This window comes from Gemmatimonadales bacterium, assembly GCA_035502185.1.
Lineage (GTDB): Bacteria > Gemmatimonadota > Gemmatimonadetes > Gemmatimonadales > JACORV01 > Fen-1245.
On the sequence record DATJUT010000094.1, the window covers coordinates 14,638 to 28,403 of the forward strand.

Consider the following 13,766-nt stretch of genomic DNA (forward strand, 5'->3'; position numbering starts at 1 on the left):
GTGGCGCCGTGGGCCCGGCAGCGCCGCGGACCGCGCCGGAACCCGGCCGCGGGCCCGATGGTAGTGCCGGAGACGGATGGATGACGCGCCGGTGACGTGAGCCGGCAACGTGAGGACGATGGCCGCCAACAGCAAGCTCGTGGTCGTCGAGTCGCCCGCCAAGGCGAAGACGATCGGCAAGTATCTCGGCAAGGGCTACACGGTGAAGGCCACCGTGGGGCACATCCGGGATCTGCCCGAGCGCGAGCTGGGCGTCGACGTCGAGCACGACTTCAAGCCCACGTTCGTCACGGTCAAGGGCAAGGCCAAGGCCATCCAGGAGCTGAAGAAGGCCGCCAAGGAGGTCTCGCAGGTCCTGATCGCGACCGACCCCGACCGCGAAGGCGAGGCCATCGCCTGGCACGTGCGCCAGCAGCTCGGCGCCGACCGCGTGCGCCGCGTGCTGTTCCACGAGATCACCAAGGACGCCATCCAGCGCGCCATCACCAACACCATCAAGATCGACGAGAAGAAGGTCGAGGCGCAGCTGGCACGGCGCATCCTCGACCGGCTGGTCGGCTTCAAGGTGAGCCCGCTGCTGTGGAAGGCGCTCAAGACCGGGCTGTCGGCGGGCCGGGTGCAGACCGTCGCCCTGCGGCTGATCGTGGAGCGCGAGCAGGAGATCGCGAAGTTCGTCGCGCAGGAATACTGGAGCATCACCGCGCAGTGCGAGAAGGACGGCCAGGCATTCGACGCCGAGCTGCACAAGCTCGACGGCAAGAAGCCCGAGATCCACACCGAGGCCGAGGCCCAGACCGTCGTCGCCGCGGTGCGCGATGCCGCGTTCGTCGTCACCGACGTCAAGCGCAAGGAGCGCCGCAAGCGGCCGCCCGCCCCGTTCACCACCAGCACGCTCCAGCAGGAAGCGGCCAAGCGGCTCGGCTTCTCGAGCAAGCGGACCATGCGGGTGGCGCAGGACCTCTACGAGGGCGTGGACCTCGCCGACGAGGGTGCGGTCGGCCTGATCACCTACATGCGCACCGACTCGACCCGGGTCGCCGCCAGCGCGGTGGAGGCGGCGCGGGCGTACGTGAGCCGGCAGTTCGGCCAGAAGTACCTCCCGGAGAAGCCGGTCCTCTACGGCGCGTCGCAGAACCCGCAGGCGCAGGACGCGCACGAAGCGATCCGGCCGACCGAGGTCGAGCGCACGCCCGAGAGCGTCCGCAAGGACCTCACGCCGGATCAGCTCAAGCTCTACCAGCTGGTGTGGCAGCGGTTCGTGGCGTCGCAGATGTCGCCCATCGTCTACGACACCACCTCGGTGGACTTCGACCTCGGCCGCTGGCTGTTCCGGGCCACCGGGTCGGTGATCCTGTTCGACGGCTACCACCGGCTCTACCACGAGGCGCGCGAGCAGGGCGAGGGGCGCACGCTCGAGGATCTCACCCCGCTGCCGGCGCTCGCCGTCGGCGACCGGGTCACGCTGCTCGGCGTCGTGCCCGAGCAGCATTTCACGGAGCCGCCGCCGCGCTACAGCGAGGCGTCGCTGGTGAAGGAGCTGGAGCGCCTCGGCATCGGGCGTCCGTCCACCTACTCGGCCATCTCGAGCACGCTGGTGGCGCGACACTACGTGAGCCTCGACGACAAGCGCTTTCACCCGACCGAGCTGGGCACCACGGTCGAGCGGATGCTGATCCCCCGCTTCCCCGACATCTTCAACGTCGAGTTCACCAGCGAGATGGAGAGCGAGCTCGACCGCATCGAGGAGGGCGAGCTCAGCCGGGTGCAGGTCCTGGACGACTTCTGGAAGCCGTTCGCCAAGGCGCTGGCGAAGGCGCGGCCCGAGGAGATGATCTCCGAGGCGCACAACCTCGAGGGCCTGGCGGACCAGCGCTGTCCCCGGTGCGGGAGCTCCCTGGTCGCGAAAGCCGGCCGGTTCGGTCCCTACATCGCGTGCACCAAGCAGAACGACCCGGAGTGCAAGTACACCAAGTCGCTGCGCAAGCCGCGGGCGCCGGACCGGCCCACCGACCAGCTGTGCCCCAAGTGCGGGGCGCCGCTGGTCATCAAGACCGGCCGGTACGGCGAGTTCATGGCGTGCACGCGCTACCCCAAGTGCGACCACACCCAGCCGGTCCCGCTGGGCGTGAAGTGCCCGAAGTGCGGCGTCGGAGACCTGGCGGAGCGGCGGAGCAAGCGCGGCCGCTCCTTCTTCGGGTGCTCGCGCTACCCGGAGTGCGATTTCACCGTCTGGAACCGCCCGGTGCCGGTGACCTGTCCGTCCTGCGGCTTCGTCGGGGCGGAGAGCAAGCAGACCAAGGCGAGGGGAGCGTTCCGGAAGTGCCTGAAGTGCGGCACGGAGTTCGCGGCCGAGGAGACGCCGGCGCCCGCAGCGGCGACCACGCCGGCCCCGTCCTGACCGCGACGGTCGTCGGCGGCGGCCTCGCCGGCTGCGAGGCGGCCTGGGCGCTGGCCGAGCGCGGGGTCCGCGTGACGCTGGTGGAGATGCGCCCGGTGGCGAGCACGCCGGCCCACCGCACCGACCTGCTGGCCGAGCTGGTCTGCAGCAATTCCTTCAAGAGCGTCGAGACCACCAACGCGCACGGCCTGCTCAAGGCCGAGCTGCGGCTGCTGGGCAGCCTGCTGCTGCGGTGCGCCGACGAGGCGCGCGTGCCGGGCGGCGCGGCGCTGGCCGTTGACCGGGCCGTGTTCGCGGGCCGCGCGACGGAGCTGGTGGGCGGACACCCCAACGTGCGGGTCGTGCGGGAGGAAGCCACCGACCTGCCGGCCCCCGGGATCGTCGCCACGGGGCCGCTGACGTCGGACCGGCTCGCGGCGCGCATTGCCGAGCGGCTCGGCACCGGGGCCCTGGCGTTCTACGACGCGATCGCGCCGATCGTCGCGGACGATTCGCTCGACCACGGCCGGCTGTTCGCCGCCTCCCGCTACGGCAAGGGCGGGGGCGACGACTATCTCAACGCCGCGCTCTCCGAAGCCGAGTACGGGGAGTTCATCGCCGCGCTGACGGCGGCGGACCGCTACCAGGCCCACGAGTTCGACGGCGTGCCCTATTTCGAGGGGTGCCTGCCCGTGGAGGAGATGGCCGGGCGCGGCCGGGAGGCGCTGCGTTTCGGGCCGATGAAGCCGGTCGGGCTCGCCGATCCCGCCAGCGGCCGCAGGCCGCACGCCGTGGTGCAGCTGCGTCGTGAGGACCGGGCCGGCCAGATGTGGAACCTGGTGGGGTTCCAGACCCGGCTCCGGACCGGGGAGCAGCGGCGGGTGTTCCGCCTGATTCCGGGGCTGGGCGCGGCGGAGTTCCTGCGCTACGGGTCGATCCATCGCAACAGCTACCTCAACACGCCGGCGTGTCTCGCGCCGCACCTCGCGCTCAGGGATGCGCCGGCGACGCTGTTCGCCGGGCAGCTGACCGGCATCGAGGGGTACACCGAGTCGCTGGGCACCGGGCTGCTGGCGGGGATCAACCTGGCGCGCCTGCTCCGCGGGGCGGAGCCGCTGATCCCGCCGCCCGAGACCATGCTCGGCGCGCTGCTGGCGTATCTGCGGGACGCCGATCCCGGGGCCTTCCAGCCGATGAACGCCAACTTCGGACTGCTGCCTCCGCTCGCGGCCGCGCCGCGCGACCGGGCCGTCAAGAAGCAGCTGCTCGTCGAGCGGGCCCTGGCGGCGATGCGCATCTTCGTCGGGAGCGTCGATGAAGCCTGAGGCTGCCGACTTCCTGCGCTGGCTGGAGTCGGAGCGCAACGACTCGCCCAACACCGTGAAGGCGTACGGGCGGGACATCGCGGCGTTCTCGGGCTTCCTCGACCAGTACTACGGCGGCGAGAGCTGGACGTGGGCGGGCGTGGACCGGCTGTCGATCCGCGGGTTCCTCGCCGACGCCGCGCGGCGCGGATGGTCGAAGCGCACGATGGCGCGGGCGCTGTCGGCGGTCAGGGCGTTCTACCGGTTCCTGAACCTGCACCACGGGGTGGAGGTGAATCCGGCCAAGGCCGCCAGCACGCCGAAGCTGGAGAAGCGGCTGCCCGGCTATCTCGACCGGAAGGCGGTCGACCGCCTGTTCGCGCTGGCGGAGTCCCGCAGCGCCGAGAACACCTTCCGCTCGACGCGCGACCGCGCCATCGTGGAGTTGTTCTATTCCACCGGCATGCGCCTCTCGGAGCTGGTGGGCCTCAACCTGGAGGACCTCGACCTGGTGTCGGACCAGGTGCGCGTCCGCGGCAAGGGCAGGAAGGAGCGCCTGCTGCCGGTGGGCCGGCCCGCCGTCGCCGCGCTGCGGCGCTACTACCTGCGGCGCGACGAGGCGCTGCGGGAGGTCGCGGGCGCCGGGCGTCGTGCGGTGGCTGGCGTCGCGCGGCCGGATCGTGCGGGTGGCGCGAAGCAAGCCGAGGTTCGCTCGGCGATCTCCTCCGGCGCGGTGTTCGTGGGCGAGCGGGGGCAGCGGCTGACGCCGCGCGCCGTCCAGCTGCTGGTGCGCCGCCTGCTGGACCTTGTGAGCGAGGGGCAGAAGATCACGACGCATTCGCTGAGGCACTCGTTCGCCACCCACCTGCTCGACGCGGGGGCGGACCTGAGGGCGGTGCAGGAGCTGCTGGGCCACGCCTCGCTGTCGACGACCCAGATCTACACCCACACCAGCGTCGAGCGGCTGAAGCACGTCTATCACCAGGCACACCCGAGAGCCTAGATGGACACGATACGCGCCACCACGATCCTCTGCGTCCGGAAGGACGGCCACGTCGCGATGGGCGGTGACGGCCAGGTCACCGTCGGCGAGACGGTGCTCAAGGCGCACGCCCAGAAGGTTCGCGTCCTCAAGGGCGGCAAGGCGCTCGCCGGCTTCGCCGGCGGGGCGGCCGACGCGCTGACCCTGTTCGAGAAGTTCGAGGAGAAGATGGAGCGGTACCCCGGCAACCTGGCGCGGGCGGCCGTCGAGCTGGCGAAGGACTGGCGCAGCGACCGGGTGCTGCGGCGGCTCGAGGCGCAGCTGGCCGTAGCCGACCGTGACAAGGGGCTGCTGGTCACCGGGAACGGCGACGTGATCGAGCCCGACGACGGCATCCTGGCCATCGGATCCGGCGGCAGCTACGCCCTGGCGGCGGCGCGGGCGCTCGTGGCGCACGCCCCGCTCACCGCCCGCGAGATCGTGACGCAGAGCCTCGAGATCGCAGCCGACATCTGCATCTTCACCAACCGCAACCTGTCCATTGTCGAGCTGGAGTAGGGCGGCGACCGCCGCGACCCTCGCCGCCACGCTCGGCGGCTGGGGCCTCGCGGCGCTCGCGCCGCGCGACTTCACGCTCGGCACGTTCCAGGACGACGCGCAGTACGCCGTGCTGGCCAAGGCGATCCGCGAGCGGCACGCCTACCGCAACCTCAACTTCCCGGGCCAGCCTCCGGAGTTGAAGTTCGCCCCCGGCTGGCCGGCGGTGCTGGCGCTGGCCTGGCAGCCCGGCCTGGGCGACACGGCGAACCTGGAGCGGCTCCGCCGCGTGAACCTCGTCGTGGCCGGCCCGCTCGCCGGCGCCGTGGCCGCGGCGGGAGTGGCGGTCTTCGGCCTGGCGCCGGCCCTGAGCGCGCTCGCGGCGCTGGCGTCGGTCGCCACGCCGGCGGTGATGATGTGGTGGACCATCCCGATGTCCGAGCCGCTGTGCCTGGCGTGCCTCGCGGTCACGCTGCTGCTCGCGGCGTCGGGACGCCCGCGGAGCGCGGCGGTCGCGGCGGCGGTGGCCGTGTACGTCCGCAGCATCGCGGCGCCGTTCCTGGTCGCGCTCCTGGCCGTGGAGTGGTGGAAGAGCGGGTGGCGCCGCGCCCTTCGGCCCGCCGCGCTCGGGCTCGGCCTGCTCGTGCCCTGGGTGGTGTGGATCGCGGTGCACCGCGCCGACGTGCCGCCCGTGCTCGCGAAAGCGGGCTACGGGACCTACGCCGCGTTCTACGGCCAGGGCCTGCGGGCCGCCCCGGCCACGATGCTGTTCACCGTCCCGTACGTGAACGCGCCGATGGTGGTCCGCGCCCTGGGCGAGGCGCTGCTGGCCTGGCACTGGGCGCCACGCCTGGCCGAGACGGCCCTCGGCCTCGGGCTGGTCGCGCTGGTGGCCGTCGGGTCGCGGAAGCGGCCGGTGCTGGCCGTGGCGCTCGCCCTCTACGGGGCGGTGGTGCTGTTCTGGCCGTTCCCGCAGGAGGACCGCTTCGTGGGCAGCGTCTGGCCGCTGCTCCTGCTGGCGGCCCTGGCGGCGCTCCCCTGGCGGCGCGCCCGCGTGGCCGTGGCCACCGTCGCGGCGGTGGCCGCCGGCGTCGCGTTCGGCCGGGGGGAAGGCGTGCGGCTCCACCGGCTGCGGAGCCGGGGCACGCTCGAGGTTCTCGACTCCGTGCGCCCCCGGATCCCGCCCGGCGCCGTGGTGGCCACCGCCAACCCTCCGCTCGTGTACCTCCGCCTCGGCAATCCGACGGTCGTGAGCTGGCGGGAGCGCAGCTACCGCTGGTACCGGGACGGCTTCTGGGCCGCCGCCTGGGGGCTCGGGGACGACCTGTGGGACGTCGTTCGCGCGTACCGACCCGATTACCTTATCATCGAGCGGCGCGGCGCCGAGGGTCGCTACGCGGCCGGGAGCCTGATGCGGCAGTGCCCGGGGGTCCTGCGCGAGATCTGGAAATCGCCGCGCGACGAGTACCTGTTCACGATCCACGGCGACGTGCCGTGCTCCCCGGTACGGCTGGAGCCCTGACGGCGTGGTCGCCATGACGAGGTGCGATGGCTGAGGTCCAGACGCCCGAGACCGGGCCGGTGCCGGCGGAGCAGGAGACGGAGCCGCTGCCGTGGCTCGAGGAGCTGCCGCCGCGGCAGATCGTCGCCGAGCTCGATCGCTACATCGTGGGGCAGGGGGCGGCGAAGAAGGCCGTCGCCATCGCCATCCGCAACCGGTGGCGCCGCGCGCAGGCTCCGGACGACATTCGCGAGGAGATTCTCCCCAACAACATCATCATGATCGGGCCCACCGGCGTCGGGAAGACGGAGATCGCCCGGCGGCTGGCGAGGCTCGCCGGCGCGCCGTTCGTCAAGGTCGAGGCGTCGAAGTTCACCGAGGTCGGCTACGTCGGCCGGGACGTGGAATCGATGGTGCGCGACCTGGTGGACGCCTCCATCAACATGGTGCGCGGCGAACGGGAGGACGACATCTATCCGCAGGCCGAGGTGAGGGCGGAGGAGCGGTTGCTCGACCTGCTGCTGCCGCCCCCGGCGGCGGCGGGGACGCCGGGCGCGGCGGGGGCGGCACCGCCCCCACCGGAGCCGGCGGCGGGCGCGGCGGCGTCGCGCACCCTGTTCGTCGTCTCGCCCAAGGGCGACGTGACCGAGCGCAACGAGGAGGAGGACGCACGCGGCCGGGAGCGGCGCGAGCGCACGCGGGAGAAGCTCCGCGCGCTGCTCAAGGACGGCAAGCTCGAGGAACGGGACGTCGAGGTGGATGTGACGCAGGAGTCGTTCCCTCCGATGGACCTGTTCCAGCAGCCGGGGATGGAAGGGCCGGACATCAACATCATGGACTGGCTCAAGGAGATCCTCCCCAAGCGCAAGAAGCGGCGCACGGTGCGCGTAAGCGAGGCCCGCCGCATCCTCATCGAGGAGGAGCTGCGCAAGCTGGTGGACATGGACGACGTGGTGAACGAGGCCCTGGACCGGGTCGAGAACCACGGCATCGTGTTCATCGACGAGCTGGACAAGATCGCCGGCGAGCGCGGGACGGTGGGCCCCGACGTGAGCCGCGAGGGTGTCCAGCGCGACCTGTTGCCGATCGTCGAGGGCTCCACGGTGCAGACGCGCTACGGGCTGGTGCGGACCGACCACGTGCTGTTCATCGCCGCCGGCGCGTTCCACGTCTCGAAGCCGTCCGACCTGATCCCCGAGCTGCAGGGCCGTTTTCCCATCCGGGTGGAGCTGGCACCCCTGACCGAGGACGACTTCGTCCGGATCATGACCGAGCCGGAGAATGCGCTCACCAAGCAGTACGCGGCGCTGTGCGCCGCGGAGGGTGCGACGCTCGAGTTCACCGGCGAGGGCATCGTCGAGGTGGCCCGCATCGCGGCGATCCTCAACGAGCGGATGGAGAACATCGGCGCGCGCCGGCTGCACACCGTGCTGACCACGCTGCTCGAGGACACGCTGTACGACCTGCCCGACGTTCAGGAGAAGCGCATCGTCTTCGACCGGGCGCGGGTCAAGGCGCGGCTCGACTCGATCGTCCAGGACGAGGACCTCCGGAAGTACATCCTGTAGCGGCTTCTGCCGTGCCCCGCCGCCCGCGTCGGACGGCCGTGGTGGGGACGCGGGCCCGGAGGGTCCTCGCTTGCTGAAGGGCCGGGCCAGGGATAGGTTCCCCTCCCTGCTGTCATTTTGACCGACAACCCCGGCGTCCCATGCCCAAGCGCGACTACCTCGTCTTCTCCGATCTCAGCCGCCCGCAAGTGGATGCCCTCTTTCAGCTTGCGACGAAGATGAAGGCGGGCGGATACCGCGAGCGGCCGCTGGAGGGAAAGACGCTGGCGATGGTGTTCGCCAAGTCGTCCACCCGCACCCGCGTCTCCTTCGAGGTGGGGGCGTATCAGCTCGGCGGTCACGCCCTGTTTCTCTCGTCGCGGGACATCCAGCTCGGCCGCGGGGAGCCGATCCGGGACACGGCGCGGGTGCTGTCGCGCTACGTGCACGGGATCATGATCCGTACCTTCGACCAGGCCGAGGTCGAGGAGCTGGCGAAGTTCGCGACCGTCCCGGTGATCAACGGCCTCACCGACCTGCACCACCCCTGCCAGATCCTGGCGGACGTGCTCACGATCCAGCAGCACCTCGGCGGGTACGCCGGCAAGCGGGTGGCCTGGATCGGCGATGGCAACAACATGGCCAACTCGTGGCTGGACGCCGCGGGGCTGCTCGGCTTCGAGCTGCGGCTCGCCTGCCCCGAGGGTTACGAGCCCGACCACGACATTTACGAGCGCGCCAAGAAGCTCACCAAGACGCTGATCACCGAGGAGCCGGAGGAAGCGGCGGAGGGCGCGGACGTCGTCACCACCGACGTCTGGGCGTCGATGGGGCAGGAGGGTGAGGCGGAGGAGCGCAGGCTCGCCTTCAAGGGCTACGTGGTGGACGCCGGGCTGATGCAGCGGGCCAAGCCGTCGGCCATCTTCCTGCACTGCCTGCCGGCGCATCGCGGGGAGGAGGTGGCGGAGGAGGTCTTCGAGGGGCCGCAGTCGCGGGTGTTCGACGAGGCGGAGAACCGCCTCCATGTCCAGAAGGCACTGCTCGCCACTCTGATGGGATGATCGCGATGGACCAGAAACTGAAGCGCACGCCGTTCTATGATCTGCACGTCGCCGCCGGCGCCAAGATCGTCCCGTTCGCCGGCTTCGAGATGCCCGTCCAATACCCCGAAGGGATAACCGCCGAGCACAACGCCGTGCGCCGCGGCGCCGGCCTGTTCGACGTGTCGCACATGGGCGAGTTCGAGGTGTCCGGCAAGGACGCCCTCGCCTTCGTCTCCCACGTGACGTCGAACGATCCCGCCGCGCTCGCCTACGGCCAGGTGCAGTACTCGTGCTTCATGCACGAGACGGGCGGCATCGTGGACGACTGCCTGGTGTATCGGCTCGGCGACCGGATGATGCTGGTGGTGAACGCGTCGAACACCGCCAAGGACTGGGCGCACGTCAACCGCTTCGCCTCGAGGTTCGGCGTCAAGCTGTCGAACGTGTCGGACGAGGTGGCGCTGCTGGCGCTGCAGGGCCCGCGCTCGCAGGCCGTGCTCCAGCCGCTCGCGCCGGGCGTGAACCTCGACCAGATCAAGTACTACCACTGCGTCACCGGGAAGGTCGCCGGCGTGGACTGCATCATCAGCCGCACGGGCTACACCGGGGAAGACGGCTTCGAGCTCTACCACGGCAACCGGCACGCGGCCACGCTGTGGAAGGCGCTGGTGCGGCCGGGCGGCGAGGTGAAGCCGGTGGGCCTCGGCGCCCGCGACAGTCTGCGGCTCGAGATGGCGTACCCGCTCTACGGCAACGACATCGACGACCAGACGACGCCGCTCGAGGCGGGCCTGGGCTGGATCGTGAAGCTCAAGAAGGGCGACTGCGTGGGGAAGAGCGCGCTCGAGGCACAGAAGGCTCGCGGCCTGACGCGCAGGCTGGTGGGTTTCGTCCTGAGAGAGCGGGGCTTCCCGCGGCACGGCTACCCGGTGTGGGTGAACGGGGAGCGGTTCGGGGAGGTGCGCAGCGGGATCGTCTCCCCTTCGACGGCCGAGCCGATCGGGACCGCGTACGTGCCGCCCGCGGTGGCCACGCCGGGCCAGCGGTTCGAGGTCGAGATCCGCGGCAGCCGGCTGCCGGCGGAGGTGGTCGAGACCCCGTTCTGGAAGAAGGGCACGCACCGCTGATCCGGCTCGCGGTCCTGACGGTATCGGACGGCGTGGCCGCGGGGCTGCGCGAGGACCGTTCGGGGGCGGTGGTGGCGGAGTGGGCGCTCGCGCGCGGCTATCGCGTGGTGGCGCGCGACGTGGTGCCCGACGAGACGGCGGCCATCACGGCCAGGCTCGTGGCCTGGGCGGACGCCGGCGAGGTTGACGTCATCCTCACCACCGGCGGCACGGGGCTCGCCGCGCGGGATCGGACACCGGAGGCGACCCGGGCGGCGCTGGACAAGGAGGCGCCGGGCATCGCCGAGGCGCTGCGGGCGGCGGGCGTTGCGCGCCAGCCGCTCGCGGCGCTGTCCCGCGGAGCGGCGGGGACGCGGGGACGCGCGCTGGTCGTCAACCTGCCGGGCTCGGTGGGGGGCGTGAGCGACTCGCTGTCGGTGCTCGAGCCCCTGGTCGCTCACGCGGTGGATCTGCTCCACGGGAAGACCGAGCACACCTGATGGCGCATCGCATTCTCATCACCATGGACGATCTCGAGGCGGCGGTGCGGCTGAACGCCGCATTCGAAGCCTCGGGCTACGAGACCGCGATGGTCTCGGCGCTGGACGACGTGAACGCCGCCGTCCTGCGCGAGGATCCCGATCTACTGCTCCTCACCGGCGGGCTGCACGAGCCCGCGGCGGCCCGCTTGCTGTCGCTGGTGCGGGACGGCCGGGTCGCGACGCTCGGCCTGCTGGAACCCACCGACGCGGAGCCGGCGGCGGTCGCCCAGCGGATGGGCCTGACCGCCGCCGTGGTCAAGCCGGCCGACGCCGCCGAGACCGTGGCCCTGTGCCGGCGCCTCATCGAGCGCAAGGCCCTGCAGGAGCGCACCGGGATCCTCGGCGACCATCCGGCGATTCAGGAAGTGCTCATCAAGCTCGAGCAGATGGCGCCGGTCTCGAGCACCGTGCTGATCGAAGGGGAGTCCGGTACCGGGAAGGAGCTGGTGGCGCGCGCCATCCACGATCTGTCGCCCCGGCGCGCGAAGCCCTTCATCGCGGTCAACTGTGCGGCGCTGCCGGAGTCGCTGCTGGAGTCGGAGCTGTTCGGTCACGAGAAGGGCTCGTTCACCGACGCGGTCGAGCGGCGGCTGGGCCGGTTCGAGCTGGCGGACACGGGGACGATCTTCCTCGACGAAGTGGGCGAGATGCCGGTGGCGACGCAGGTCAAGCTGCTGCGGGTCCTGGAGGAGCGCGAGTTCTTCCGGGTCGGTGGCGCCGCCCCGATCAAGGTGGACGTGCGGGTCGTGGCGGCGACCAACCGTCCGCTCCGGGACGCCATGGCGAGCGGCGAGCTCCGGTCCGACCTGTACTACCGGCTGAACGTGCTGTCCATCTACCTGCCCCCTCTGCGGGAGCGGCGCAGCGACATTCCGCTGCTGGTACGGCGGTTCATCCACGAGTTCAGCAAGCTGCACGACCGGCCGTTTCGCGGCATCGCGCCCGCGGCGCTTCAGATCCTGGTGGATGCCCCGTGGCCGGGCAACGTGCGGCAGCTGCGCAACCTGGTCGAATCGATGGTCGTGCTGGCGCCGACGAGTGAGATTCGGCCGGAGGACATCCCGCGGGAGATTCGGGAGCAGGGGAGGGAGCGGCTGCTGCCCGTTCGGGTCCCTGGCGTGGCCCGCGGGGTGTCCGGTCAGGAGCTGACCTACATCGTGCAGTCGCTGATCGACCTCAGGCTGCAGGTCGAGGATCTGCGCCGCCGGCTGGAGGAGCATCCGCAGCGGGTGGAGGTGATCGAGGTGCCGCACGAGGCTCCGGAGGCCGAGGTGCTGGTGGGTGGAGCGGATCGGCTGGCCGGTTCGGGCCCGGGAGGGGGGGTGGGCGATCGGGGCAGTAAGGCCAGGGAATTGGTGGTATATGAGGCGGGAATGCGCATGGCGGATGTCGAGCGCGCGGCCATCGAGGCTGCGCTGGCCGAGACGCGTGGGAATCGTCGCAAGGCGGCGGAGATGCTGGGAATCGGCGAGCGTACGCTGTACCGCAAGTTGAAGGACTACGAGGCGGGCGGCGCCCCGGCATCAACCCCTACTTGAGATCCCTGCTACAAGTGATTGACTTTTCGATGCTTCGGGCGTATGATCGTGAGCCACCCCCCGGCTGCCGGCGGCGACGTTTACTGCTGGCAAGTTTGTAAAATATCATCCGACAACAACTTAGGATGAAATCCAGGTGGATTTGTCGCCATTGGGCGACGTGTCTTCGTGAGGAATGGTGGGTGTTCGAGAGAAGCTGAAGGTGCCGAATCCGGCGAAGCCGGCGAAGCGTAGACTTGACGCGCCCGGTTCCAGGGTGCACAAGTCTAGGAGGCGGTACCGGCGCCGCGCGAAGCACCCTTCGCGGCACGAGGATTGAAGGACGAGAGGGTCGTGTTGATGAGTGCGAACCCTGGATTGCCGGTTTCCGGTGAATCGCCTGAGGCGTGGACGCTGCGCCGGGCTGAGCAGCTCATATCCGCGCTGTCGGGGGTATTGTCCGCTCGGATCGTTGCGGGGCGTGGAGGCGACTTCGAGGAGATCCACGTTCTGACGACGGCGGAGGTGCAGCCGAAGCAGGCGGTGCGCAACGTCGAGAGCGCGCTGATGGCGCAGCTCGGCATCAAGGTGGATCACCGCAAGATCAGCGTTGCCCAGACGGCTGAGGTGCGGCCGATCGACCTGCTGGAGCAGGAGGCGGTGACGAGCGCCGCGGTGCGCCGGAAGCTGGTCTTCGCGGATCTGGTGATCGAGTCCCCGCGGCCCAAGCGGATTGAGGTGCGGGTGCTGCTGCGGTCGGGGGATGTGCTGGTGGAGGGGACGGAGGAAGGGGTAGACGAGGCCCGCAGCCGGGTGCAGTTGGCGGCTCGCGCGGCGGTGAAGGCGATCGAGAAGGACCTGGTGGACGCGGGTGTGGTGTTGGAGGGCGTGCGGGTAGTGGAGGCTTTCGACCGGAAGCTGGTACTGGCCGGCGTGCATGGGGTGGGGGGGCGGACGTCGCAGCTGCTAGTCGGGACGTGTGAGGTCAAGGAGAGTCCCGAGCAGGCGGCGGTGCTGGCGGTACTGGATGCGACCAATAGGTGGTTTTTGTTGCAGCACTGAGCGCAGTACGCAGGTGCAGTTGGAGCGGTGTCGTTAGCGAAGTGTTTGGGCTCTTTCACAAAGGATACGGACCCCCGGCGAGGCTCCGAGCGAGCTGAGCGGGGAGTAAGGGAGCGGAGCGTCAGCACGCCCGTAGCGAATGGGCGTGACTTCTCGACCTGAGAGGGGGTGACGCTCGTGTTCGATTTCGGTTGGTTCGCGGGCCTTATCGCGGCCATTATCCGCCTGCTGGTTCAGGATATGGGCGG

11 protein-coding genes are annotated in these 13,766 nt (G+C 70.7%); all 11 read left to right on the top strand.

Translation table 11 applies throughout. The annotated features are described in order from the left end of the window. Window positions 1–118 precede the first annotated feature (118 nt). The 11 genes from topA (at window position 119) to VMF70_12055 (ending at window position 13,518) form a co-directional block, all read left to right on the top strand. Window positions 119–2,398 (top strand): type I DNA topoisomerase, encoded by a 2,280-nt coding sequence (gene topA, locus VMF70_12005; protein HTT68743.1) that lies wholly within the window; start codon window positions 119–121, stop codon window positions 2,396–2,398. Beyond that, window positions 2,320–3,702 carry a methylenetetrahydrofolate--tRNA-(uracil(54)-C(5))-methyltransferase (FADH(2)-oxidizing) TrmFO gene (gene trmFO, locus VMF70_12010; GenBank protein ID HTT68744.1) on the top strand — a complete coding sequence of 461 codons (1,383 nt, stop codon included), beginning with the start codon at window positions 2,320–2,322 and terminating at the stop codon, window positions 3,700–3,702. The genes topA and trmFO overlap by 79 nt, the downstream gene beginning before the upstream one ends. Further along, on the top strand, window positions 3,692–4,684 hold the full coding sequence (locus VMF70_12015) for a tyrosine recombinase XerC (GenBank protein ID HTT68745.1): 993 nt from the start codon (window positions 3,692–3,694) through the stop codon (window positions 4,682–4,684). The genes trmFO and VMF70_12015 overlap by 11 nt, the downstream gene beginning before the upstream one ends. After that, the gene (gene hslV, locus VMF70_12020; GenBank protein HTT68746.1) at window positions 4,685–5,221 is read left to right on the top strand and encodes an ATP-dependent protease subunit HslV; all 537 of its coding nucleotides are present in this window, start codon (window positions 4,685–4,687) and stop codon (window positions 5,219–5,221) included. After that, on the top strand, window positions 5,205–6,722 hold the full coding sequence (locus VMF70_12025; GenBank protein HTT68747.1) for a hypothetical protein: 1,518 nt from the start codon (window positions 5,205–5,207) through the stop codon (window positions 6,720–6,722). Before hslV ends, VMF70_12025 begins: the two co-directional genes overlap by 17 nt. A 26-nt stretch (window positions 6,723–6,748) precedes the next feature. Continuing rightward, complete coding sequence (gene hslU, locus VMF70_12030) at window positions 6,749–8,269, top strand: ATP-dependent protease ATPase subunit HslU (protein HTT68748.1); 1,521 nt, start codon at window positions 6,749–6,751, stop codon at window positions 8,267–8,269. A gap of 140 nt (window positions 8,270–8,409) precedes the next feature. Further along, on the top strand, window positions 8,410–9,309 hold the full coding sequence (gene argF, locus VMF70_12035; GenBank protein ID HTT68749.1) for an ornithine carbamoyltransferase: 900 nt from the start codon (window positions 8,410–8,412) through the stop codon (window positions 9,307–9,309). Window positions 9,310–9,314: 5 nt separating this feature from the next. Next, window positions 9,315–10,418 carry a glycine cleavage system aminomethyltransferase GcvT gene (gene gcvT, locus VMF70_12040; GenBank protein ID HTT68750.1) on the top strand — a complete coding sequence of 368 codons (1,104 nt, stop codon included), beginning with the start codon at window positions 9,315–9,317 and terminating at the stop codon, window positions 10,416–10,418. Beyond that, on the top strand, window positions 10,418–10,897 hold the full coding sequence (locus tag VMF70_12045) for a MogA/MoaB family molybdenum cofactor biosynthesis protein (protein HTT68751.1): 480 nt from the start codon (window positions 10,418–10,420) through the stop codon (window positions 10,895–10,897). Before gcvT ends, VMF70_12045 begins: the two co-directional genes overlap by 1 nt. After that, a complete protein-coding gene (locus VMF70_12050) occupies window positions 10,897–12,477 on the top strand; it encodes a sigma-54 dependent transcriptional regulator (GenBank protein HTT68752.1) in 1,581 nt (526 codons plus the stop codon). The genes VMF70_12045 and VMF70_12050 overlap by 1 nt, the downstream gene beginning before the upstream one ends. 333 nt (window positions 12,478–12,810) lie before the next feature. Continuing rightward, window positions 12,811–13,518 carry a hypothetical protein gene (locus VMF70_12055; GenBank protein ID HTT68753.1) on the top strand — a complete coding sequence of 236 codons (708 nt, stop codon included), beginning with the start codon at window positions 12,811–12,813 and terminating at the stop codon, window positions 13,516–13,518. Window positions 13,519–13,766 lie beyond the last annotated feature (248 nt).